Origin of the sequence: Pseudoalteromonas sp. S2721, from assembly GCF_005887425.1 — a bacterium.
GTDB lineage: Bacteria > Pseudomonadota > Gammaproteobacteria > Enterobacterales > Alteromonadaceae > Pseudoalteromonas > Pseudoalteromonas simplex.
Genome location: NZ_PNCZ01000021.1, coordinates 67,094 through 90,695, shown reverse-complemented (window position 1 = coordinate 90,695; position 23,602 = coordinate 67,094). Strand labels below are relative to the sequence as shown.

The 23,602-nt window shown below is 42.1% G+C and carries 24 protein-coding genes; 8 read left to right on the top strand and 16 right to left on the bottom strand.

The window, feature by feature from the left end; all coding sequences use genetic code 11:
* The first annotated feature begins 215 nt into the window (after positions 1-215).
* Positions 216-1,187: a calcium/sodium antiporter gene (locus CWC02_RS09545; RefSeq protein ID WP_138617900.1), complete on the top strand. Its 972-nt coding sequence runs from the start codon at positions 216-218 to the stop codon at positions 1,185-1,187.
* Positions 1,188-1,223: 36 nt separating this feature from the next.
* Positions 1,224-2,060 carry a mechanosensitive ion channel family protein gene (locus tag CWC02_RS09540; protein WP_054553513.1) on the top strand — a complete coding sequence of 279 codons (837 nt, stop codon included), beginning with the start codon at positions 1,224-1,226 and terminating at the stop codon, positions 2,058-2,060.
* A 54-nt stretch (positions 2,061-2,114) separates the two neighbouring features.
* On the opposite strand, the gene CWC02_RS09535 is transcribed toward CWC02_RS09540, so the two are convergent.
* Positions 2,115-2,450 carry a zinc ribbon domain-containing protein YjdM gene (locus tag CWC02_RS09535; RefSeq protein ID WP_054553514.1) on the bottom strand — a complete coding sequence of 112 codons (336 nt, stop codon included), beginning with the start codon at positions 2,448-2,450 and terminating at the stop codon, positions 2,115-2,117.
* Positions 2,451-2,622: 172 nt separating this feature from the next.
* Here CWC02_RS09535 and CWC02_RS09530 point away from each other — a divergent pair, with 172 nt between their 5' ends.
* The 4 genes from CWC02_RS09530 (at position 2,623) to CWC02_RS09515 (ending at position 4,669) form a co-directional block, all read left to right on the top strand.
* Positions 2,623-3,075, top strand: a complete 453-nt coding sequence (locus CWC02_RS09530; RefSeq protein ID WP_138617898.1) for a TlpA family protein disulfide reductase — start codon at positions 2,623-2,625, stop codon at positions 3,073-3,075.
* Between the two features lie 82 nt (positions 3,076-3,157).
* Positions 3,158-3,745: a DUF4202 domain-containing protein gene (locus CWC02_RS09525; RefSeq protein ID WP_138617896.1), complete on the top strand. Its 588-nt coding sequence runs from the start codon at positions 3,158-3,160 to the stop codon at positions 3,743-3,745.
* A gap of 20 nt (positions 3,746-3,765) precedes the next feature.
* Positions 3,766-4,281 (top strand): TFIIB-type zinc ribbon-containing protein, encoded by a 516-nt coding sequence (locus CWC02_RS09520; protein WP_054553516.1) that lies wholly within the window; start codon positions 3,766-3,768, stop codon positions 4,279-4,281.
* On the top strand, positions 4,274-4,669 hold the full coding sequence (locus CWC02_RS09515; protein WP_138617894.1) for a DUF805 domain-containing protein: 396 nt from the start codon (positions 4,274-4,276) through the stop codon (positions 4,667-4,669). Before CWC02_RS09520 ends, CWC02_RS09515 begins: the two co-directional genes overlap by 8 nt.
* A gap of 430 nt (positions 4,670-5,099) precedes the next feature.
* Here the strand turns inward: CWC02_RS09515 and CWC02_RS09510 are convergent, their stop codons facing one another.
* Positions 5,100-6,098, bottom strand: coding sequence for an NADP-dependent oxidoreductase (locus CWC02_RS09510; RefSeq protein ID WP_138617893.1), 999 nt, complete (start codon positions 6,096-6,098; stop codon positions 5,100-5,102).
* Between the two features lie 193 nt (positions 6,099-6,291).
* Between CWC02_RS09510 and CWC02_RS09505 the strand changes: the two genes are divergently transcribed.
* The gene (locus CWC02_RS09505) at positions 6,292-6,732 is read left to right on the top strand and encodes a MarR family winged helix-turn-helix transcriptional regulator (protein WP_062565867.1); all 441 of its coding nucleotides are present in this window, start codon (positions 6,292-6,294) and stop codon (positions 6,730-6,732) included.
* On the opposite strand, the gene CWC02_RS09500 is transcribed toward CWC02_RS09505, so the two are convergent.
* The 10 genes from CWC02_RS09500 to ndk all read right to left on the bottom strand — a co-directional run bounded on the left by CWC02_RS09500 (position 6,729) and on the right by ndk (position 17,637).
* Positions 6,729-7,109 carry a VOC family protein gene (locus tag CWC02_RS09500; RefSeq protein ID WP_138617891.1) on the bottom strand — a complete coding sequence of 127 codons (381 nt, stop codon included), beginning with the start codon at positions 7,107-7,109 and terminating at the stop codon, positions 6,729-6,731. The genes CWC02_RS09505 and CWC02_RS09500 overlap by 4 nt on opposite strands.
* 115 nt (positions 7,110-7,224) lie before the next feature.
* A complete protein-coding gene (gene der / locus CWC02_RS09495) occupies positions 7,225-8,694 on the bottom strand; it encodes a ribosome biogenesis GTPase Der (RefSeq protein ID WP_138617889.1) in 1,470 nt (489 codons plus the stop codon).
* Positions 8,695-8,769: 75 nt separating this feature from the next.
* The gene (gene bamB, locus CWC02_RS09490; RefSeq protein ID WP_138601964.1) at positions 8,770-9,948 is read right to left on the bottom strand and encodes an outer membrane protein assembly factor BamB; all 1,179 of its coding nucleotides are present in this window, start codon (positions 9,946-9,948) and stop codon (positions 8,770-8,772) included.
* Between the two features lie 9 nt (positions 9,949-9,957).
* A complete protein-coding gene (locus CWC02_RS09485; RefSeq protein ID WP_054553523.1) occupies positions 9,958-10,578 on the bottom strand; it encodes a YfgM family protein in 621 nt (206 codons plus the stop codon).
* Between the two features lie 24 nt (positions 10,579-10,602).
* Positions 10,603-11,877: a histidine--tRNA ligase gene (gene hisS / locus CWC02_RS09480; protein WP_138617887.1), complete on the bottom strand. Its 1,275-nt coding sequence runs from the start codon at positions 11,875-11,877 to the stop codon at positions 10,603-10,605.
* 132 nt (positions 11,878-12,009) lie between these two features.
* The gene (ispG, locus tag CWC02_RS09475; RefSeq protein WP_054553525.1) at positions 12,010-13,128 is read right to left on the bottom strand and encodes a flavodoxin-dependent (E)-4-hydroxy-3-methylbut-2-enyl-diphosphate synthase; all 1,119 of its coding nucleotides are present in this window, start codon (positions 13,126-13,128) and stop codon (positions 12,010-12,012) included.
* Between the two features lie 5 nt (positions 13,129-13,133).
* Entirely contained in the window at positions 13,134-14,018 is an 885-nt protein-coding gene (locus CWC02_RS09470) for a RodZ domain-containing protein (protein ID WP_138617885.1), read from the bottom strand.
* Complete coding sequence (pilW, locus tag CWC02_RS09465) at positions 14,015-15,790, bottom strand: type IV pilus biogenesis/stability protein PilW (RefSeq protein WP_138617883.1); 1,776 nt, start codon at positions 15,788-15,790, stop codon at positions 14,015-14,017. Before pilW ends, CWC02_RS09470 begins: the two co-directional genes overlap by 4 nt.
* A 114-nt stretch (positions 15,791-15,904) precedes the next feature.
* Positions 15,905-17,035, bottom strand: coding sequence for a dual-specificity RNA methyltransferase RlmN (gene rlmN, locus CWC02_RS09460; protein WP_054553528.1), 1,131 nt, complete (start codon positions 17,033-17,035; stop codon positions 15,905-15,907).
* Positions 17,036-17,205: 170 nt separating this feature from the next.
* Complete coding sequence (ndk, locus tag CWC02_RS09455; protein ID WP_036972405.1) at positions 17,206-17,637, bottom strand: nucleoside-diphosphate kinase; 432 nt, start codon at positions 17,635-17,637, stop codon at positions 17,206-17,208.
* 767 nt (positions 17,638-18,404) lie between these two features.
* Between ndk and trhP the strand changes: the two genes are divergently transcribed.
* A complete protein-coding gene (gene trhP, locus CWC02_RS09450; RefSeq protein WP_138617881.1) occupies positions 18,405-19,790 on the top strand; it encodes a prephenate-dependent tRNA uridine(34) hydroxylase TrhP in 1,386 nt (461 codons plus the stop codon).
* A gap of 38 nt (positions 19,791-19,828) precedes the next feature.
* Here trhP and CWC02_RS09445 read toward each other — a convergent pair whose 3' ends face one another.
* The 4 genes from CWC02_RS09445 to CWC02_RS09430 all read right to left on the bottom strand — a co-directional run bounded on the left by CWC02_RS09445 (position 19,829) and on the right by CWC02_RS09430 (position 23,386).
* A complete protein-coding gene (locus CWC02_RS09445; protein WP_138617879.1) occupies positions 19,829-20,734 on the bottom strand; it encodes an AraC family transcriptional regulator in 906 nt (301 codons plus the stop codon).
* Positions 20,735-20,749: 15 nt separating this feature from the next.
* Entirely contained in the window at positions 20,750-21,370 is a 621-nt protein-coding gene (locus tag CWC02_RS09440; RefSeq protein WP_138617877.1) for a flavodoxin family protein, read from the bottom strand.
* Between the two features lie 107 nt (positions 21,371-21,477).
* Positions 21,478-22,413: an alpha/beta hydrolase gene (locus CWC02_RS09435; RefSeq protein WP_138617875.1), complete on the bottom strand. Its 936-nt coding sequence runs from the start codon at positions 22,411-22,413 to the stop codon at positions 21,478-21,480.
* 58 nt (positions 22,414-22,471) lie between these two features.
* Positions 22,472-23,386 carry an alpha/beta hydrolase gene (locus tag CWC02_RS09430; protein ID WP_138617873.1) on the bottom strand — a complete coding sequence of 305 codons (915 nt, stop codon included), beginning with the start codon at positions 23,384-23,386 and terminating at the stop codon, positions 22,472-22,474.
* Positions 23,387-23,602 lie beyond the last annotated feature (216 nt).

Below are 23,602 nucleotides of genomic sequence, written 5' to 3'. Positions count from 1 at the left end.
ATGTTCGTGGCGTTCATGTCCGCAAGCCGGATTGACAAGACCTAAGGCACGTATTGGGTTCAATGGGCGACCTTGATGCGTGTCTTATAGTTCTTCGCCCTAAGGAACCGTCTCGTGCTTGTTACATTTCTAGACCATTTATATGGTTATTTCTGTCCTCTTAAATCGGTTTATTTATCACATTTTGCTTTGCAACCCTTCTGTTGGAGAGCACTATGACCTTATTTATCCTTGCCATTTTAGTTGGTTTTGTATTGCTGATTTGGAGCGCCGATCGCTTTGTTGATGGTGCAGCTGTAAGCGCAAAATATGCAGGTATGCCTAGTTTACTCATTGGTATGATTGTGGTTGGGTTTGGTACGTCAGCTCCTGAGATGTTGGTATCGGCCATGGCTGCTGCTGATGGCAGCCCAGAGCTTGCTTTAGGTAATGCGCTGGGGTCAAACATTGTCAATATTGGGCTTATACTAGGGATAACAGCGCTGATTGCCCCGATTGCTGTTCACTCTAATATCGTTAAAAAAGAACTCCCATTATTGCTTGTGGTGAGTGTGCTATTTGCATTACTGATTGTTGATGGTGGCTTATCACGTTTTGATGCAGGTGTATTGTTACTTGGATTTTTTAGTTTTATGGGGTGGAGTATTTATTCTGGCCTTAAAAGCAAAAATGACAGCTTAGCAACAGATGTTGAGCAAGAACTTAACGTGCAAACAATGTCACTTAAAGCAGCTATTGTTTGGCTGGTAGTTGGGCTTGTTGTACTCATTATTAGCTCAAGGCTATTGGTATGGGGGGCAGTCAGTATTGCTGAGATTATGGGTATTAGCGACCTCATTATCGGTCTCACAATTGTGGCACTTGGCACTTCGCTCCCTGAACTTGCAGCTTCAATTGCCGCAGCCAGAAAAGGTGAACACGACATTGCCATTGGTAATGTGATTGGCTCAAACATATTTAATATCTTGGCCGTCACAGGTATTGCAGGGATGATAGCGCCAGCTGTTAACCTTTCACCGGATCTATTATCGCGAGATTGGCTGGCGATGCTCTCTCTTTCAATTTTTTTATTAATTTTTGCTTATGGGCACCGAGGTATTGGCAGGGTAAATCGCGCTGAAGGTATTGGTTTATTACTGATTTTTATTGCCTATAACGCATGGCTTTTATTTTCAATTTATCAATAAATGCAATTTCGAATTTAAAAAAAATCAAGGATTTTTATGAAACAAACCCTCAATGAATTTTGGCTCAATAACTCAGAAACAATCATAGCGCTAGGGTATAAATTGATACTCGCAATTGTTATTTTAATTGCCAGTGCAGTGCTTGCTAAGTCAGTGAAAAAGGCTATAAAAAACTCCAACGCGACGCTTAAAAAAGTTGATAATACCTTGCTGCCTATTTTGTCGTCTGTGGCAGGCTATGTGGTGTATATTATTGGCGGGGTATTTATTTTAGATATCTTTGGCGTGAATACGGCAAGCCTTATTGCCCTAATGGGGGCAGCAGGTTTGGCGATAGGTTTAGCCCTTAAAGACACCTTAAGTAATATTGCAGCGGGCATGATGTTGCTTATATTAAGGCCATTTAAAGTTGGTGACTTTGTTGAGATAGGCTCGATGCAAGGTACTGTCTCTGAGGTAAACCTATTCACCAGTGTTTTTCAAACGATTGATGGTCTTTATATTGCGTCACCTAATGGCATAGTGTGGGGTAACAATATTAAAAATTTCACCCGAAATGGCAAACGCCGAATGGATATTGTTGTGGGTATTTCATATGCCGATTCAATCGATGATGGCTTTGCGGTGCTAAAAGATATTGCCGCGAACGAAAGCCGTTTACTTAGTGAACCGGCGGCGCAAGTGATGGTGACAGCCATGGCTGAGAGCTCGGTGAATATTCAGCTAAGAGCATGGGCTAAAAATGAAGACTATTGGCAAACCTATTGGGATTTAAACAAACGTGTCAAAGAGTCAATCGAGAAAGCTGGCCTGACAATTCCTTTCCCACAACGTACTTTACACATACCTGAAGGCGTGGTGACAAAGAAGTAACTTTACTAATGTTAGTAAGTAAATCTGGTTAGTCGATTTACTTACTATACTTCTTTAAGCTTTTTTAACAAACTTAGCGGTTACCATCATTTCACCAACGCCATCGACTTTACAGTCTAATTCGTGGTCTTTTTTATCTAGCACACGGCGGATCACGGCTTTGGTGCCAATTTTAATAACTTGCGAGCTGCCTTTAATTTTTAAATCTTTAGCAACGGTCACTTTGTCGCCATCAGCCAATAAAGTGCCGTTAGCATCTTTCACATTGATCACATCATCGGTATCAACCGCATTGGGGTCCCACTCGTGAGCACACTCTGGGCAAACTAAATTGTTTTGATCTTCATACACGTATTCAGAGTTACATTGTGGGCAAGGAGGAAAAGACATAAATGGCACCATGGTTAATTATAAAAGCGTATTTTAATGGCTTATTCACAGCATTGCGAGTTTATCTAAAGCACCTCATAGAAAGTAAGTATGTGCAAACTCGCAATTGTAATGCTGGAGTGTTTTCGATAATTTGGTTATTGTGAGTTAATTAGAACAAAGAGCACTCACAATGAAAAAAGTTATTTATTTCGTTACCTTATTATTCTCATCATTCACATTTGCAACGACGTCGCCGTACAGTGGGGAAATTACCGCTGAGGATTTACTCGCACAGTATCCTGCTTTTGCTAAAGAGTATAAAAACTATTCACCATCTGAGGATGATTTAAACACGATTAAAACGCTCAGTGGTAAACAAGTATTAGTATTTTTAGGTACGTGGTGTCATGACTCTAAGCGTGAAGTGCCTCGTTTACTAAAGTTACTTGATGGTTCGGGTGTAAAGCTGGGATCACTCCAATTAATTGCGGTTGGTTACGATAAGCTTGACCCTGATGGTTTAGCTAAGCAGTACGACCTTCGTTATACCCCAACGTTTATTGTAAGCTCTAACGGCAAAGAGTTACTTCGAATGATTGAAAAGCCTAAGCACAGCATCGCGATGGACCTTACTCGTTTGTAATAGAGTTGTTTGCTAGAGTAAAGTAGCTAAAGTAGTTGTTGCTCATTATAATCATGGCTATAAACCACCTAGAGAATGTTATATGTCTCAAACTGTTATAGAAGCCATAGATGCAGCGAATGCTGCAGATCCCAATCGTGTTAAGCATGCTGGGCAAGCGTTAGCTAAAGAATCTTTATATTCAATGCGTATGACCGATATGCTTAACCGTTTTAATCCGCAAGCCGATGAACTAATGCATATTGCTGCACGGGGCCAACATATTGAACGCTGGCGCTCTCCTCGCAGTGACTTCCCTATGGATAAGCAAGGTTATTATCAATGGCGCACTGCTTTATATGATTTTCATGCCGAGCGTGTAACAGCCCTTATGAAAACCGCTGGTTACTCAACGGGTGAATGTGAGCGCGTATACGCAGCCGTGGCTAAAAAGAATATAAAGCGAAACCCTGATAGCCAATTAATTGAAGACATCGCAAGCCTTGTATTTATTGAGCATTACATGCTTGATTTTGCAACTAGCAAGCCTGATTACGATGAGCAAAAATGGTTGGGTATTATTCGTAAAACCTGGCAAAAAATGTCAAACGAAGCACATGAATTTGTGTTAGCTGGTAACATCAGCTTACCTGAGCCGCTTAAACCGATAATTACAAAAGCGCTAAGTTAAATTTAAAACAAGGAAGGTCTATGTTTTGTCCACGTACTAAAACAGCACTTGAAGCAGTGAGCATTGGCGATGTTAACGTGTATTTATCAAAAAGCGGTGGTGTATTTTTTGATAATCGACAAATATTCCACTTTAGCGATCCAAGTTTAAAACCAGCGCAAGTGCTGGTGGCTCATTTACAAACTCTGCCAACAGAATGCGTTGATTTAGCAAAGCGAATTAATTGCCCGAAGTGCCCTGACGTGGTGATGATGCGACGCTTTTTCACGCCACTAAAAGTGGTTGAAATAGACGAATGTCCAAATTGTGCGGCTATTTGGCTTGATCATGGCGAGCTTGAAAAGATCCATGAAAATCATTTAACGCCAAAAGAGCGTGAAATGCTGCGTATTGATATGGCCAATAATCATGGTTTTATTCAAGTTAAAATTCCCAAAAGGCGTTACTCGGTTCATGCTAAAAAGCCTGAGTCTAATGCAACGTCACCTTTAGAAAAACTAGCAGAACTTGCGTATTTATCGATTTTGAATGACTGATAATTTATATAAAACACCTGAAGCTGAGCTCACTCGCAAACCTGTCTATCTCTCGAAACCTCGAGATTTAGAGTTTTTTGATGTGATGTTCTCTTTTCATGGTCGCCTAAATCGAAAACAGTTTTGGTTCGTGCATGTGTTTTATCTTGTGATCCAAATAATTGCTGTAGTTGATATATTTTTATTTATTGGCATATTTATTTTATTTCAATGGCCACTAATGGCTTCTCAAGTCAAACGCTGGCACGATATTGGAAAGTCAGGCTGGAATTGCTTAATTTGGTTTGTACCTTTTGTTGGTTTAATTATGACATTATTTGAAGCAGGGTTAAGCAAAGGTCATTTGCTCAGGAATCAATATGGTAGTTCGCTTTACAGGGCAGAGTAAGTAAATTAGCGGGTTGTGAATTTTGTTTGATGGCATACACTTTAAACCTAACTAAATAAATTGATCAGGTAACCTATGCTAATAACAATAATATTGGTTTCAGTGTGGGCGCTGTTAATGCTTTATGCTGCGAGAGCTGAGTATAAATACTATCAATCGGTTAAAATTATAGAGCCGGAACTGTGGCAACAACTAGGTGCGCCGCGATTTTTAAAAGTACCTATGGTGTTCGTATCTAAAAAGGGCTTAGCACTTTTAAATTCCACGGAGAACGAAACTGTGTGAGCGAATGCAAAAAAACATCGCCAAGCCGGGATTTTGTTTCTTTCCTATGTGGGGTTGGTGCTGGTATCGGCAATCGTATTTTTTAAACTTGCTTAATTTGAAGCCTGTACCAACTAAGATACAGGCTTTATTTGCACGTTAGGCGTTAAAGCTTAACTAGCATTTTTCCTTTATTTTTACCTTCGAACAGACCAAGAAATGCATCAACGGCATTTTCAATGCCATGGTAAACCGTTTCTTCAGATTTAACTTTACCTTCGCCGATCCACGCGCCCATTTGTTCAATAAACTCAGGGAACTGATCAAAATAATCAATCACGATAAAGCCTTGCATGGTGAGCTTTTTCGAGTTGATATAAAACAGGTTGCTTGGCCCTGGCTGCGCAGTGTCGTTATTGTAACCTGAGATCATGCCACATACAGGAATACGGCCGTAATCGTTCATTACATTGAGTGCTGCTTCAAGGTGATCGCCACCTACGTTTTCAAAGTACACATCAATGCCTTGTGGTGCCGCTTGTTCAAGGGCTTCTGTTAGGTTTGCTACCGTTTTGTAGTTAATTACGGCATCAACACCTAACGCTTTAACCATTTGTGCCTTTTCGTCAGAGCCAACCGAAGCAATCACTTTACAGCCTTTTAGCTTGGCAATTTGGCAAACAACGCTACCTACAGCGCCTGATGCAGCTGAAACAAACACGGTATCGGTTTCTTTTAGGCTAATTACCTTTGTTAAACCTGCCCATGCAGTTAGCCCAGTCATGCCCATAGTACTTAAAAACAGTTGGTCTGGTAATGGTACGTTTGGCAGTAACGTTAAGTCGCTGCCATCGCTAATATGCATGGTACGCCAGCCGCTAATATGGCTTACTTTGCTTCCTACAGGAAAGTCATCATTGCGTGATTCAATCACTTCGCCGATAGCACCGGCTTCCATCACTTCGTTTAACTTAAATGGCGCGATATATGATTTACGTTCAATCATGCGTGGGCGCATATAAGGGTCAACTGACATCCAGGTATTTTTAATTAACACTTCGCCGTCGTTCAAATCTGGAAGTGATACGTCTACCTGCGCAAAATTATCCTGTGTAGGCATGCCCGTTGGGCGTGAAACTAAGTGAATTTGTTGACTTGTAACCATATAAACCTCGAATACTTGAGCTAGCTAGGCTAGTGAGCGAATAATTATAGCTCGCACAAATTGTTTGCGCGCAAACTATTTGTGGCCAATTTAATGAAGTTTACGGTAAAAGGCAATAGATCGTCAGAAAATAATTTGCGCGCAAACTAAATTAAGGCAATAATACGGCTGTATTTCAGTTTAGGGTAGCAGCATGAGCAACAACTTATCAGACAATGTATGTTTCACTTTATACAGTGCAACCAATGCGTTGATCAGAGCGTTTCGACCAATCCTCGAAGCTTATGACTTAACCTATCCGCAATATATTGTGATGCATTCGCTTTGGTATAATAACCAAGTGAGCTTAAAAGCGCTTTCTCATGACACGCACCTTGATTCAGGCACCTTAACACCGATAGTTAAGCGCCTAGAAAGCAAAGGTTTATTGACTCGTCAGGTATCAAGTGAAGATGAGCGTAAAAAAGTAATTTCGTTAACAGAGCAGGGCATGCAACTTAAAGTTGATGCTGAAGAATTAACAGCTAAGTTAATGGCACGCTCAAATATGAGTTTGGAGCGAATCGAGTTATTACGCGAGTTAACCCTTGAGCTGCATACTGACCTAACAAAAACGGACCTTACAAAAAGCTAATCTTCTACTAAACACACTAAAGTGCCCTCAATAGCGCGAACATACGCATAATGCTGGGCGTCTTTTTTAGTGGGCGGGCATAATGGCTCAGCACCAGCAAGCACAGCTTTATCGTAACTTTCGACTAAATTATGGCAACTGAATCTTAGCTCAAAACCAAGAGCTGGTTGCTTAGGGTGGGCGCGAATATACCCTTGCTTGAAATATGCTTGCGCATGCGGGTGGGTCGCAAAAGCAAGTTTTACAGCCCCAGTAACAAGTTCACCGTATTCGGCATCGTCACTGATATGGTTGGTATTTAAACCAAATGCTTGATAGTAAAAGTCGAGTACTTCTTCTACGTTATCGACGTAAATAACCTGACTTAAAAAGCCCATTTATGCTGCTCTATTTATTATTCGTTTATTAAATAAAGCATAGTTTCAGCAATAAAAAAACCTTGTAAGTCATACTCACAAGGTTTTTTTAATACTTAAAGCTTAGCTGTAGAAATTACGACTTGTTGCGGTTTTCTTTCGCAAATGCACGGATTTTACGTTTTTGCGATAAGGTCACCTTGTTTGAGCGGCCTGCGTATGGGTTGTCGCCTTCTCTAAATTCAATTTTGATTGGCGTACCCATAATGCCTAATGCTTTACGGTAGTAGTTCATTAGGTAGCGCTTGTAGCTATCTGGTAAGTCATGAACTTGATTACCGTGGATCACGATACGTGGTGGGTTATAGCCACCTGCGTGAGCATATTTAAGTTTTACACGACGACCACGAACAAGTGGCGGTTGGTGATCTGCTTGTGCCATATCCATGATACGACGCAGCATCGCAGTGCTAATACGCTTAGTTGCTGATTCGTACGCTTCGTCTACTGATTCAAATAAATGACCCACACCGGTGCCGTGTAAAGCAGAGATAAAGTGTAAACGTGCGAAATCGATGAAACCTAAACGACGGTCAAGTTCTGACTTAATACGTTCTTTAACGTAATCGTCTAGGCCGTCCCATTTGTTAACAGCCACAACCAATGAACGACCTGCGTTTAAGGCAAAACCTAGTAAGCTTAAATCTTGATCAGAAATACCTTCGCGCGCATCAACTACAAGCAATACCACGTTAGCATCTTCAATCGCTTTAAGGGTTTTGATCACAGAGAATTTTTCTACAACATCGCTTACTTTCTTACGTTTACGAACACCTGCGGTATCAATAAGAATGTACTCTTTGTCGTTACGTGTCATCGGAATATAGATAGAATCACGGGTTGTACCCGGCATATCGTAAACGATCACACGTTCTTCGCCTAAGATACGGTTTGTAAGTGTTGACTTACCAACGTTAGGGCGACCGATAATAGCAAGCTTTACTGGCTTATCAGCAAAGGCTTGCTGGTTGTCTTCGCCTTCTTCATCTTCGCTGTAAAGATCAACTAATTCGTCATCACTTTCTTCAAGCTCTTCAGCTTCGCCTGCAAGTTCGGCAATGACTGGCTGTAAAGTTGTTTCAAGTAGCTGCGTGATACCACGGCCGTGAGCCGCTGCAATGTGATGTACGTCACCTAAGCTTAACTGGTAGAACTCAGCACAATATGAGTCTGCATCAATACCATCGACTTTGTTTGCCACAACAAAACATTTCTTTTGTTGTTTACGAAGGTGATTCGCAATTGCTTGGTCAGCGGCAGTCATACCTGCGCGGGCATCAACTAAAAATAACACGATATCGGCTTCTTCAATTGCCAGAAGCGATTGCTCAGCCATTTCAGTTTCGATACCTTGCTCAGAACCGTCAATACCACCCGTGTCTACCACGATAAATTCATAGCCATCGTAATCAGCTTGGCCATATTTTCTATCTCGTGTTAAGCCTGGAAAGTCGGCTACGAGGGCGTCACGAGTACGTGTTAAACGGTTAAATAATGTGGATTTGCCCACATTGGGTCGCCCAACAAGAGCGATCACGGGAAGCATAAACTACCTCTTAAAAAAACAACAAAAGGCTTCGCCAAGCGAAGCCTTAGAAAAATAACGTTTACTATTAGTAAGTTAGTTTGGAATTTTAACCGCGCTAACTTCACCATCTCGGGTGTATAAAATTAATTTGTCACCGGCAACAACAGGCTCAATAAAGAAACCTGAGCTGTCAAAGTCTTCGCGCGATACAAGCTCGCCCGTTTCTTTGTCTAACCAGTGTAGGTTACCTTCTTGGTCACCTAGTGCTAAATATTTACCAGCCACAGTCGGGCCTGTTAAGTACCAGCCGCGCAGTGCTGGTTGGCTCCAGCGCTCAATACCTGATGTTTTATCTAGACCGTAAATAACACCATCGCTATCAACAACATAGATAGACTGGCTATCCATCGATAAATCACGGTAGCTGCTATATTCACGTTTCCAAACAACATTACCAGAACGAATATCAACGGCTGCTAAGTTACCATTATAAGCGATTGCATAGGCGTATGGGCCGCTAATTAATGCTTGTGTATCTACATCAACTAAACGTTCAAACTCAGATGCACCCTTTGGAGAGGCAATTTCAGCACTCCATGCAGAGTAGCCGTTTTCTGAAATTAATACGCTCAGTTTACCTGTTTCAAGACCTAGTAATACACCGCCGTTTGCCACAGTTGGTGAACTTTGACCACGTAATGTCAGTGGTGGTACTTCTTGTTCGAAGCGCCAACGTTCTTCACCTGTATCTGGGTGCACTGCTAATAATTTACCAGAGCCTAGGTTTACAAAGATTAAGCCGTCGCCTGCAGCAGGTTTAGCAAGTACTTCGCCAGGCATCGTTTTACGCCAAACAATTTCACCTGTTTCACGGTCTAGCGCGGTTAAGTAACCATGCTCAGAACCAACAAAAATTTTGCCGTAAGCTTGTAAAATACCACCCGATAACTTGGCACTTTCTGTGGTTTCCCAAGGCCAAAAGGCAGGGTTTTCACGCACATCGGTTTGCCATAGCGTATCGCCATTTTCAAGCGAAAGGGCTTCAACTTCACCTTCGCGGTTTGCTACATACACAACATCGTTATGAATAGCCGGCGTTAAGCGCGAGAAATAATGCTGAACACCGTCACCAATTGATTCTTGCCATACTACGTCTGTCTCAAACTGATTAACAATTTCAGGCAGTACCAGTTCTTCTTCGTCATCACTTGACGAACACCCAGTTAGGGTTGCGATACACAGAGCAAGTGTTGCCGCTGTTAACTTCTTCATCTTAACCCCTTACGCCGCTGGGCTAGTTTGTGCTAAGTCATCAAGTTTAATTTGTAATAACGGGTTGTTTTCAAGGCCGCCATTATCCGCAGCAGCTTGGTATTGGCTGCGTGCTTGGTCTTTGTCGCCTTGTGCAGCATAAACATCGCCTTTTAATTCAGCGACTGCAGCAGTAAATGATGCAGGAAGCTGGGCGTTTAGCGTTGTTAGCGCTTGCTCATATTGCTTTTGCGCAAGGTGAACACGAGCAAGGCGCGTTGTTGCCGTTGCTTTAAGCTCAGGGTTTTGCTCGTTGGTGATGATCCAGTTAAGCTTTTCGCTTGCTGCATCAAGGTCATTCTTTTCTACGGCTTCTTTTGCCGCAACAAATGCTGTTAGCGTGCTGTAGCTTGACTCGTTATTTTCTTTAATAAACGTATCCGCTTTTTCTAGCACGGCACCGCTTTCAACAAGTTGTGTGAAAGAGTCAGATGCTTTCTCAGCCGTGGTGATTTGGTTTTGGTTATAAGCTTTCCAACCATATAAACCACCTAAACCAGCAACAATACCAATCGCAAGTGCTAAACCATTTTCACGGAAAAAGCGTTTGATCGCTTCTTCTTGTTGTTCTTCTGTTGAATAAATTTCCATGCTTACCTCTGTTGCAAGCTGGGCTTAAATAAGCTCAGCTAGTAGCGTTTTCGCTTCTTCTAGTTTTAAGGTGACTTGTTCTTTACGCTCACGTAAGTACTTAATTGTCACAACGCCTTGTTCTAATTCATCTTCGCCGATAATAACTGCGACTAGCGCATCGCTTTTATCTGCGCGTTTTAATTGCTTTTTAAAGTTGCCACCGCCTGCGTGCACCATAACACGAAGACCTGCAATATCTTTACGTAACTGAGCGGCAATGATAGGCGCTTGAATGCTGGCTTTATCGCCCATGGCTGCCAAATATACATCAGCACTACGGCGGATGTCACCTACACTTTCTAGTGCTTGAAGTAATAACACTAAACGCTCAAGACCCATTGCAAAGCCTACCGCTGGTGTTGCTTTACCGCCAAGTTGTTCAACTAGGCCATCGTAACGACCACCGGCACAAACGGTTCCTTGTGCGCCTAGGCTATCGGTTACCCACTCAAAAACGGTGCGGTTGTAATAGTCAAGGCCACGTACAAGCTTTTCATTTACCGTGTATTCGACGCCAGCAGCGTCTAAACGTTCACATAAATTTTCAAAATGTTCTTTTGATTCAGCATCTAAGTGCTCAGATAGTTTAGGCGCATCAGTTAAAATGGCTTGTACATCAGGGTTTTTGCTATCTAACACACGTAAAGGGTTGGTGTGCATACGACGCTTAGAGTCTTCATCAAGTACATCGACGTGTTGCTCTAAGTAAGCAACAAGTGCATCACGGTAGTCTGCACGCGCTTCATTTGAACCCAATGAGTTAAGCTCAAGACGAACGTGTTCATTGATACCAAACTCTTTCCATAATTGGGCTGTCAGCAAAATAACTTCTGCATCAATATCAGCAGTGGCAATGCCGAATGTTTCTAAACCAAATTGGTGGAATTGACGGTAACGGCCTTTTTGTGGACGCTCGTGACGGAACATCGGGCCCATATACCATAAACGTTGTTCTTGGTTATACAGTAAACCGTTTTGATTACCTGCACGCACGCACACTGCGGTACCTTCAGGGCGAAGAGTTAAGTTATCGCCATTACGGTCTGCAAAGGTGTACATTTCTTTTTCGACGATATCGGTTACTTCACCGATAGAGCGTTTGAATAGGTCGGTTGATTCAACAATTGGAAAACGAATTTCTTGATAACCAAACGATGAAACTGTTTCACGTAAAATGTCTTCTACTTTCTGCCAAATTTGCGTATCGCCTGGCAGACAATCGTTCATACCACGAACTGCCTGAATTTGTTTTGCCACTGATAAATCCTAAATACTGTACGTGCGCTGAAAAAGTCGCGCCTCAAGAAAAACTAAAAATTGACCCGCTATTATACCGTTTGGGCTCTAAAGGTAAACGGCAAACCCAAGGGTTTGCCGAGTATATGCGAATTATTCAACGATTTTGATGTCGATTGGCGTTTCTTTCTCTTTTTTAGCGATAAAGTCGCGCACATAGCCTTCAAGTTGGTCGACAATGTTATCGTTATCGATACGTGCTTTCTGACGCTCACCATTGATGTATAAGCCAGAGCGACGGTTCGCACCAGCAAGGCCGATATCACTAACCAGCGCTTCACCAGGGCCATTTACCACACAACCAATCACCGACACTGACATAGGCTCAACTACGTCTTCAAGGCGCTCTTCAAGTTGGTTCATGGTGCTTACCACATCAAACTCTTGGCGTGAGCAGCTCGGGCAGGCAATAAAGTTAATGCCGCGTGAGCGAATGCGTAATGATTTTAAAATATCAAAACCTACTTTGATCTCTTGTACCGGATCGGCAGCAAGTGATACGCGTAATGTGTCACCAATACCTTCGGCAAGTAGCATACCTAAGCCAACAGCTGATTTAACAGAACCTGAGCGCATACCGCCTGCTTCGGTAATACCTAAATGCAGTGGCTGGTCGATTTCTTTGGCAAGTAAACGATATGCACCAACCGCTAAAAATACATCTGACGCTTTTACGGATACTTTAAATTGGTCAAAGTCTAAACGTTGTAAGATCTCAACGTGGCGCATAGCTGATTCAAGTAAAGCTTCTGGCGTTGGTTCACCGTATTTTTCTTGTAAGTCGCGCTCTAATGAACCGCCATTAACACCAATACGAATAGGGATGTTATGCTCACGGGCTGAGTCTACAACGGCACGAATACGCTCTTCGCTACCGATGTTACCCGGGTTAATACGCAAACAATCCGCACCATACTGAGCCACTTTTAACGCAATACGGTAATCAAAGTGAATATCTGTTACTAGTGGAATTGTGACTTGTTCTTTAATGCTTTTAAATGCTTCAGCTGCTTCCATGGTTGGTACAGACACACGCACAATATCGGCGCCAGCATCTTGAATAGCTTGAATTTGTGCAACCGTTGCATCGATATCTAGGGTGTTGGTGTTAGTCATCGACTGAACGGCAATTGGTGCACCATCACCAATTGGCACATTACCTACGTTAATACGGGTCGATTTTCTACGTTTAATAGGAGATTCTGAAAACATTGCGGTTACTCTGATAACGGTAAAGTAAATTTAGCTAAGCGATTTTTGGCAAAATGTGAGGTATCGACGGCTTGACCTTGAAAAGTAATATCGACTATTTGGTGTTTGCCGAGCACCACACTAAACGGCTGTGGGCCGGTTACTGTCATAACGTAACCTGCTTTCTTAACACCAAAAGCAATACGATCGCCGTTGCCATCGTGAATTTCTACCCAGCTATCTTCATTGAAGTGCATCACCACTTCGCTGTGCTCAGGATCAGCTTTTTTGGTTTGCGGCTGAGCAGTTAATTGGCTTTGTGATGCAGCCTGATTTGCTGCTTCGTTGTTAGTTATTGGCACAGTTTCTTGTGGCTCAATAACTTCTTTGTCTTCTGTAGGCAATTGAACTGTTTCTTCAACTGGCGCTTCGTCTGCCATATTAGTGGTTAGCTCATTACTTTCAAGCTGATTTGGCATCGTCGTTGTTACCGGCTCTTCGATACTTTGATTACTATTTTGCCACCACCAAACGACCGATGAGCCTATAATGACAGCTAAAATAAAATAACTGAACAGCATTAAACGGCTATCGTTTGCTTCTTTTTCGGTGCGACGAGAGAAGCTCTGCATATTAGATTTTTTAGCTGGCTCAACATGCTCAGGTAACAATTCAAGCATGGCTTGGCTATCTATTTTTAGCTCGCGACAATAGCTTCTGATATAACCTTTTACGAAGGTTGCAGGGCCTAGTAACTCATGTTCGTCGTTTTCTAATCGTTGTAATTGTAAAACTGATAATTTTAATGCACCAGCAAGCTGCTCAAGGCTCATTCCTGCATCTTCGCGGCGTTTTTTTAGCGCCTGGCCGAGCGTTTCTTGTGGTTGTTCTAAATTGTTTTCTTCATTCATAATGCGTATGAGTCTGGATCTACCAATAAAAGTCTATGCCCAGGCTTAAGGGCAACATCTGGGCTCAATTTGTTCCAGCGCATTAATTGATCGATTAATACGCTATGCTGCGTGGCAATGTCGTACAAAGTATCACCAGCATTAATGTCGTGATAAATATTCGGATCATTTAAATAGATGCGAGTACCGTTTTGTACGCGATCCGATTCTTTTAAGCCATTCCACAGCAAAATCTTCTGTAGTTTAACATTGTATCGCACTGAAATGCTAAATAGGTTTTCACCATTTTCAATAATATGGTAGGGGATATTCAGCGCAGGTACACGTGGGTTGAGCATGGGTAATTGTATTTGTTCAGAAGTCACTGAGTACGAGGTTTGACTCGTTTGGCCTGCATGGTTGGATTCTTCGCCAAAGACACTTTCATCTTTTTCAGGCTGATAAAATATCACTGTGCTTTCATTTTTGCTGACAGCTTTTGCAGAAGTCGAAGTTTGTTGCTTAATTTCAGGAGATGTGGGAGCCCCAAAAGAAACAATAGTGACTTCGTCGTTAGCTGCTTTAGGTGTTGATATACTTTTCTTTTGTTCTGGTGTTTTTATCGCAAGCGCATTAACAACAGCTTCAGTATCGACAGGCTTAGTTGGAGTTGATGCTATTTCAGTCTTAAAGCCTGAAGCTTCAGGCTGAGTCTTTGCTTGCTCAACAACTTGGGCTGGCATGTTTGCAACAGATTGGGTTGATTCGACAGTTTCTTGTTCATTAATTGCAGGCACTTCTGACTTTTGCTGATTCGTAGCATATACTTCTTTTGCATTAGAAGTTTGTACATCTGTCTTATCTACAATTACTGTTTCATTCGCCTTTGTTGGGGCTTTTCTTTTTACGATTCGGATCTTTGGTTGGTCTTTGCTAACCGATGAGTTATCGCTTGAAATCTGGAGCTCTTCGAGTTGAGCTTGACGATATTTTTCTCGTAATATTTCAAACTCTGAACGTTTAACCTGCCCAGAAGAAATGGCTTTAGCTTCGTTTGAGCCGGGGTAAGTTTGTAAAATGATACCTGCAGTTGCTTCGGCTTTTTCTATGTGTCCCATTCGTTGCTGGATAAGATAGCTGAGCATAAGTGCACGAGGTGTTACGCGGCCTGTTGATTCGTATTTTTCAATAATATCTTCAGCTTTATGTAAATCGCTTTTTGCGTAATACAAACCAGCTAAGCTTATCATTGAAGAAGGGCGCTGCGAGCTGTGATTAAGTGCTGATTTTAGGTATTTTTCCGCATTTTCGAAGTCATCAAATTCAATCGCACATAAAGCTAAGTTTTCGTAACTTTCAGCTACACGGATATAGCTAGGAATTGAAATCGCTTTAAGAAGCTCTTCTGCAGCGCGGTCATACTCACCAATGCCACACAAAAATACACCATAATTGTTTAAGGTGTTTGGATCATTAGGGGCAATTTTTAATGCGCGCTGATAGGCTTTATCGGCAAGTTCTGGTTCATCAACCTGTTGATAGTAATAAGCTAAAGAGTAATGAACTTCAGGGAGGTCAGGTGCAAAATCTGCGGCGCGTTCTAAATTATATTTTGCTTGTGAGTTATTGCCTGTTTTTAAGTACTGTAACGCAAGGGCGATACGGGTACGGGCAGCACCGGTATTGTTAACTTGTTTTTCAACAACGGGTCTGTCGCTACCTTCGTAGCTGTTTTCTGTAACACACCCTGTTAATGCAAATGCACTAACAGTAATGGCAAGTATAGAACGCATTACCTAATCTCTTCTTTGATTCCGTATGCCTATCTTACCGAAAAGCCTTTGTGTTGCATCTATTATTTTAAAAATAACGAGTTTGCCACAAAGGCTTAACTTCAAAAGTTACGCTTATGCTTGGTGAATGTTTACCGCAATTGCGTTATCTTCGCGCATTTTCTTTTTCGCTAAACGTTTAGTACGGTCAACGACATCACCCACTAATTGACCACAAGCTGCATCAATATCATCACCACGAGTACGGCGAACGATACAGGTAATACCTGCTGCTTGTAATACTTTAGAGAAGCGGTCGATACGGCTGTTACTCGAACGGCCATATTCATTACCCGGGAATGGATTAAACGGGATCAGGTTCACTTTTGAAGGTGTACCTTTAAGTGTTTTAACCAATTCGTGGGCTTGATCGGTACTGTCGTTCACACCTTGTAGCATAACGTACTCGATAGTCACATCTTTGTTTGCTTTAGAACCATCGATATATCGACGACATGCGGCTAAAAACTCTTCAATTGGGTACTTTTTATTAATTGGTACTAGTACATCTCGCAGCTCATTGTTTGGCGCATGCAGTGAAATAGCTAATGCTACGTCAATCTTCTCTTTTAATAGATCAAGCGCAGGAACCACACCTGAGGTACTTAATGTAACGCGACGTTTTGATAAACCAAAACCCCAATCGTCCATCATAAGTTCCATTGCTGGTACGACGTTTTTAAGGTTAAGTAATGGCTCACCCATACCCATCATTACAACGTTAGTTACAGGGCGCTTAGTACTGTCGCCGTCTAAACCAATATCTTTCGCGACACGCCAAACTTGGCCGATGATCTCAGACACCGCTAAGTTACGGTTAAAGCCTTGTTGAGCCGTAGAGCAGAAGGTACATTCAAGGGCACAACCTACCTGTGATGAAACACATAAAGTTGCACGGTCTTTTTCTGGGATCCAAACAGCTTCTACTTCTTGGCCACCTTGTAGCATCAGGGCGTATTTAATAGTGCCATCAGTCGCTACTTGTTTAACTGAGATCTCAGGAGCAACAATTTCACATTCAGCTTTTAGCTTTTCTTTCAGCTTTTTGTTGACGTTTGTCATGTCGTCAAAATTGTCTACGCCAAAATGATAAATCCATTTCATCACCTGATCGCCACGGAATGGCTTTTCACCGAATGATACAAAAAGCTCACGCATTGCATCTCGGTTTAAATCTAATAAATTAATCTTTTTTTCAGTGGTCATGAAACAACCTCAATCAGTGACGGTGGTAAGTAGTTTGGGTGCGCGATTGTACATTATTTAATCGACTTAGTCATTAGCTAAACAGATTTACAATGGGCTTAGCTAATGACTAAAAAAGGGCCCGAAAGCCCTTTTTCTTCTGCATCACAGACTTAGCTGTGAACTCGAAATTAACGAGTACGTGGGCAGATTTCTTCGTCAGCGAAGAAGTATGCGATTTCACGTGCAGCTGATTCAACAGCGTCAGAACCGTGAACAGCATTTTCGTCGATGCTGTCTGCGTAGTCAGCACGTAAAGTACCAGCTAGTGCTTCAGCAGGGTTAGTAGCACCCATGATTTCACGGTTTTTAAGTACTGCGTTCTCACCTTCAAGAACAGTAACCATTACTGGACCAGATGTCATGAACTCAACTAAAGCACCGAAGAAAGGACGCTCGCTGTGCTCAGCGTAGAAACCTTCAGCTTTTTCTTTTGAAAGGTGAACCATTTTAGCTGCAACGATTTTAAGACCCGCAGTTTCGAAACGGTTGTAGATAGCACCGATGTGGTTTTTAGCAACTGCATCAGGTTTTACGATTGAAAAAGTACGCTCTAAAGCCATCTTTATGCTCCAATAATTTTAAATTTAAAAGGTTAAATATTAACGGGCGCGAATTATACGCGCTTTACGTGAAAATTCCTAATTTAATTAAATAGTCATTTGATGGCATTTTCATGAATCTAAAAATGTTCAGCAAAACGAGTATAAAATGCGAACACCTTTTACAGTTAAGTACTTGTTTCCACAATGAACTTAGCGTGGTTACGAGTATACATAGCGTGTTTGATATCACAGAAGTGTTTGTTAATGATTTTGATTATTACAGTGATGGCAACTATGCCTGTGTAGAGGACTTCGCAAGCGTATTACCCATTACAGCCCCTATATTTATTGAACTAGACCAAACCAAGCTCCTGAAGTTGGAAGTAGTCATATTTTTTATATCGCTATTCGTTTTGCAAACGGCAAAACCTTTGCGCTTGAAACTGAAGAAGTGCTGTTGTTGTAGTTTTTGTAATCAAAAAATCACATTTAGCATATAATATAACTACATAATTATTAAAGAATATATGTTGTAGCTTTTTGGGCTGTTAACATTAACAAATCCAAACCAATTACCCTGGATAGTTAATTGAGTTTGATCAAAAAAGGTGGCCATTGGATTGGTCACCTTTTTTCTTTTTATAGGCTCACAGCTGGTTTGCTGAGTTTCTATCAAGCATGATCTAGATCAATAAAATTACTGGGCAGGTTATTATACTGCCGCGCTTCATTATCGTATTAATTCATGCAACCGACTTGTACTCGGTTCGATGTGTGGAGCTTTCATGTCGTCACCTATTTTGACCCCTCGTCCTTTTACGCCTGAGTTGTTATCACCTGCTGGAAGTTTAAAGAATATGCGTTATGCCTTTGCCTATGGTGCAGATGCTGTTTACGCTGGCCAACCTCGTTACAGCCTTCGTGTTCGTAATAATGAGTTTGACCTAGATAACCTGCAAATCGGTATTAACGAAGCGCATGCGCAAAATAAAAAATTGTATGTGGTGTCGAACATTGCTCCTCACAATGCCAAGGTAAAATCGTATTTACGCGACATTGAGCCAGTCATTGAAATGCAGCCAGATGCGCTGATCATGTCTGATCCTGGGCTTATCATGTTAGTGCGTGAGAAATGGCCAGATATGCCAATTCACTTATCTGTACAGGCCAATGCGGTAAACTATGCCACAGTGAACTTTTGGGCTCAGCAGGGCATTGAGCGAGTCATTTTATCGCGCGAATTATCCCTTGAAGAAATCGCTGAAATTCGCGAGCTATGCCCAAATACAGAACTTGAAGTGTTTGTTCACGGTGCGCTTTGCATGGCGTATTCTGGCCGTTGTTTGTTATCGGGTTATATTAATAAACGCGATCCAAACCAAGGAACGTGCACTAATGCATGTCGTTGGAACTACGATGTGAAACCGGGCACTGAAAATGAAACCGGCGAAATAGTACATAAAATCGACCCTAAAGCGGTGATCCCAACTCTAGGAGATGGTGCCCCAAGTAACGAAGTATTTATGCTTGAAGAGCAGGGCCGTCCTGGTGAGTATATGCCTGCTTTTGAAGACGAGCATGGTACTTACATAATGAACTCAAAAGATTTACGTGCAGTTCAATATGTTGATCAACTAACGAAAATGGGCGTGCATAGTTTAAAAATTGAAGGCCGCACTAAGTCTTTCTACTATGTTGCACGTACTGCGCAAGTGTATCGTAAAGCCATTGATGATGCCGTTGCTGGTCGTCCATTTGACGCAAACTTATTTAAAACCCTCGAAAACTTAGCGCACCGAGGCTATACAGAAGGATTTTTAAAGCGCCACGCACATCAAGACTATCAAAACTATGAGTATGGTCATTCGGTGTCAGATAAACAGCAGTTTGTGGGTGAAGTATTAGGCCGCAACGATAATGGCTTAGTTGAAATTGATGTGAAGAATAAGTTCTGTACTGGTCATTCACTTGAGCTTATGACGCCAAAAGGGAATATTAACTTCAAGCTAGATTTTATGGAAAACAAAAAAGGCGAAGCCATTAGCGATGCAAAAGGTTCGGGCCATATTGTTAAAATCCCTCTGCCAGAAGATATCGATTTAGATCACGCAATCTTAATGCGTAATCTCGATGCCGATCAAGATACCCGTAATCCATTTAATAAAGCTTAATTGAAGATGCGCTAAGTCATACTTAGCGCAATTATCTCTTATAACTGTTGTTGCCTTAGCCTTTGCATATCTTTTTGCGGTGGCAGGCCAAATAAACGGCTGTACTCGCGACTAAATTGCGAAGGGCTTTCGTAACCAACCACACCACTTGCTTGACCAGCATCAAGACCATTGATCAGCATTTGATCGCGAGCCTCTTGCAGGCGTAAGGTTTTTAAATACTGCAATGGGCTGGTGCCAGTAATGGTTTTAAAGTGCTGGCGAAATGTTGATGAGCTCATATGCGCTTGTTTTGCTAACTCGTCAATTTGTACTGGGCGCATAAAGTTGGTTTTAAGCCAGCTCACAACTCTAACGATATGACTACTTGGTGACCCCTCTGATGCCAGTTTTCTAAGGTGAGGCCCGTGAGGCCCCTGTAAAAGGCGAATAACAATTTCTTTTGCGAGTAATGGCTGTAAGCCGTCGCGAAGTGCGGGATTATATTCAAGCTCAAATAACCGAGTGAGTGCATCAGTGAGTCCTGCATCGATATTATGAATAGAAATCGGCGCAAACGTTTCGTTGCGTGATTGTTTTGGCAGTTTAAGTTCTGCGGCTGTTTGCAAAATTAAGTTGTAATCAAGCTTTAGCACCATGGCAACAAATGGCTGGTGGCGTGTTGCTTCGGTCACATGGGATACCACAGGTAAGTCGAAAGTTGTTAACATGGTTTGCCCACCAGAGCAGGGCAGTACACTGTTTTCGACTGAAAGCATTTTTGCACCTTGTAGCACCACTGCAAGGCTTAATGTGTAAATACAATGCAAGGGGTCGGTTGGTGCGTTACGAATGTGCAATGTGAGCTCTGGCGTATGAGAGGTAATATCACCCGCTTTATTAGCGAATAACATAATCTTTTGCGCGAGTGGTTTAGCAATCTCTTGATGGTTGGTGTCTATCATGTTTTAAACTCACGGTTAGTTATCTTGGCTGTCAAATTTATTGAGCATATCTTGGCTACTAATTTGAGAGCCCATACGGCCACGATTCACATACCTGTGAGAAAACGTTTTTGCGCCATTTGCCCGAACCAGCTTTTCAAAATCATCAATAAAATGCTGTTCGAACTTACTGTTAAAGGTATTAAATAAAATCACATTTTTACCTGAAAAGTCATTATTTTTTGCAAACTGCCAAATCGGTGGGGCAGGGCTATAAAGCCAAATAGGCGAGCCTAAATAAATGGTTTGATACTTCTCAAGGTTTATATTGCTCGGGGTTATTGTTGCTACCTTGCTTCTGGCATCATTAAGAGCGGCTATCCAACCAGGAATACCTAGTTCGTAATCGGTAGCCGTTATCTCAAACAGCTCTGCGTTATGCTTTTGTGCTATGTGATCTGCTAAAACCCCAGTATTACCAGAGCGAGAAAAAACCACGACGGCTGTTTTGGCATCAAGCGTGATTTTCGGCTCCGCATTTTGTAGACGTAAGCTGTTTTTAGCATGCTGTGATTTTTCGGTTTGTGTGACCCAAATGGCAACAGATAAAAGCCCTAATATTACAACTGCGAGTATTATAAATAGCCATTTAATCATTCGTTAACTCCTAAAATCGCAAATTCAAATCAACAACAAAAGTAAGTTAGGCCAAGCATGAGGCCTAACTTATTTGCTTTATGCATGCTCAGCTTACAAGTGCCTTTTTATAAATGCTTGGTTAAAAAAGGCAGTATTTGCTGCATCGCTAATGCAACTGGCTCTGGGTTGTCGTACAGGTCATAGTGCGACCAATCTTCTAGTTCAACGAGTTGTCGGTCTTTTGATGCAAATGACTTTCCGTAAATTTCTTTACCGTCACGGTACGCGCCAAATGCTCCTACTTTTTGACCAATTACAGCCATCATAGGTTGAGTCATTAATGTTTCGGCAAACGCGAAAGCATCCCAAGTGAGGGTTTTTTGTGCATGAGAAAATAACATACGTGTTGCGCCGCCTTCGCTTTGACCACGCGGTGTTTTGTAGTAATCAGTCGCTTCGAAAACATCACGTTCAGTCAGGCCATTGTCGCGGGCAAACTCAATGCTTGGTGGGAGTAATTCGTTAACTTGTAAATCACCACCAAGTGCTTCAGCAGTACGTTGTGCTGCCATCGCTTCAAGTGCGCCAAGCGGGTTAAAATCGGTGAATGCTTCTCTAAATAAACGACCTAAATTAACTGGTGTGATGCCGACCACGGCTTTTACGCGTTTTTCAGTCAGTGCAGAGTTAAATACATAAGCACCCCCACCACATACCCCAATGCTACCAATGCGCTCGTTATCGACATAAGGCAGTGTCACGGCATAATCAATAACATGGCTAATATCTTCAACACGTTGTGATGGATTTTCAATAAAGCGAGGTGTACCGCCAGATTGACCTTGATAGCTGGCATCGAAGGCAATAACCACATAACCCGCTTCAGCAAGTGCTTTACCATATACACTACTTGAGGTTTGTTCTTTACAGCTACCAAATGGGTGAACACTGATCATGGTTGGGTAGGTTTTTGACTCATCAAAATTAGCAGGTGTTAAAACAAGTGCTGAGATAGCCCAAGCCATATCGTGGTTTTGAATACTAACTGTTTGAATGTTCATGTTTGCTCCTAAATGCCGTTTAGGTATGAGCCCTGTTTGGGCTCATACGGATTAATAATTACAGATTGCTTGTAAAGAAAGGGGCTAATACGCTGATTGCTTCAGTGATTTCACTTTCGCCATCGTATAGGTCCATGTGGTTCGCACCTTCAACGATGTACATTTTTTTGCTGCTTGATGCTGCGCGCGCCATTAGGTCATCGCTCATCCACTTGCTGCCTGCATTGCTGCCGACGACGGTCAGTAATGGTTGCGTTAAAAATGCTTCAGCTTTAAAGAATGCATCATAAGTGATGATTTGATTTAAGCTGCGTGCAGTCGCAAAACCCGGTGCAGTGCAATAAGCTGCGCGGTCTGTGTGGTAGTATTCCCACGCTTGGCGAAGCTCTTCGTTTGGTGCATCTTCTTCTTTAAGTGGTGCCATTGGGATGGTCGCAATCTCGTTACCACTTGCATCCGATGTGCGAGAATCAGAGCCAGCTTGGATATATGGGATAGCGTCGCTGTCTTTTACATTGTTATCCCAGCCATTACGGAACATTTGGCCAATATTTACCATGCTGACTGTGCCAACGGCTTTAATACGGCGGTCGTTAATTGCAGCATTTGCGGTGTAACCTGCACCCGCACAGATCCCCATTGCGCCAATGCGATCATTGTCTACATAAGGTAAGGTCGTTAAGTAATCGATTACTGCACTCACATCCTCGGTACGAACATGTGGGTTTTCAAGTTGGCGTGGCTCGCCTGTGCTTTCACCTTGGTAAGATGCATCGTATGCAATAGCGACAAAACCTTGCTCAGCTAGTTTACGTGCGTAAGTCCCTGCTGTTTGCTCTTTAACACCACCACCTGGGTGCGATACGACAACGGCTGGGTAGGTTTTTGTTTCATCAAAATCAGCAGGTAAATTTAATAAGCCAGCGATAGTAATATCTAAACCGTTCGTGTTTGGAAAAGTAACTTTGTTCATGAGCGTAAATCCTCTTTGGGTTAATGAGTAAGGACAGAGACTATTCTCGATTGCAGAGCTGTTTGCTTTGCGTCCTTGATTGAGATTAAGTATAGGAGTGGGCTGAAACGAATGTTTGCCTAAAATGACAGGGTGTTTGTCTAAAATGCCGAAAAAGCACTATGGCAGACAATCGGAAAATGACCAGAGTACGCTAAGAATATACTTAATAGTTTG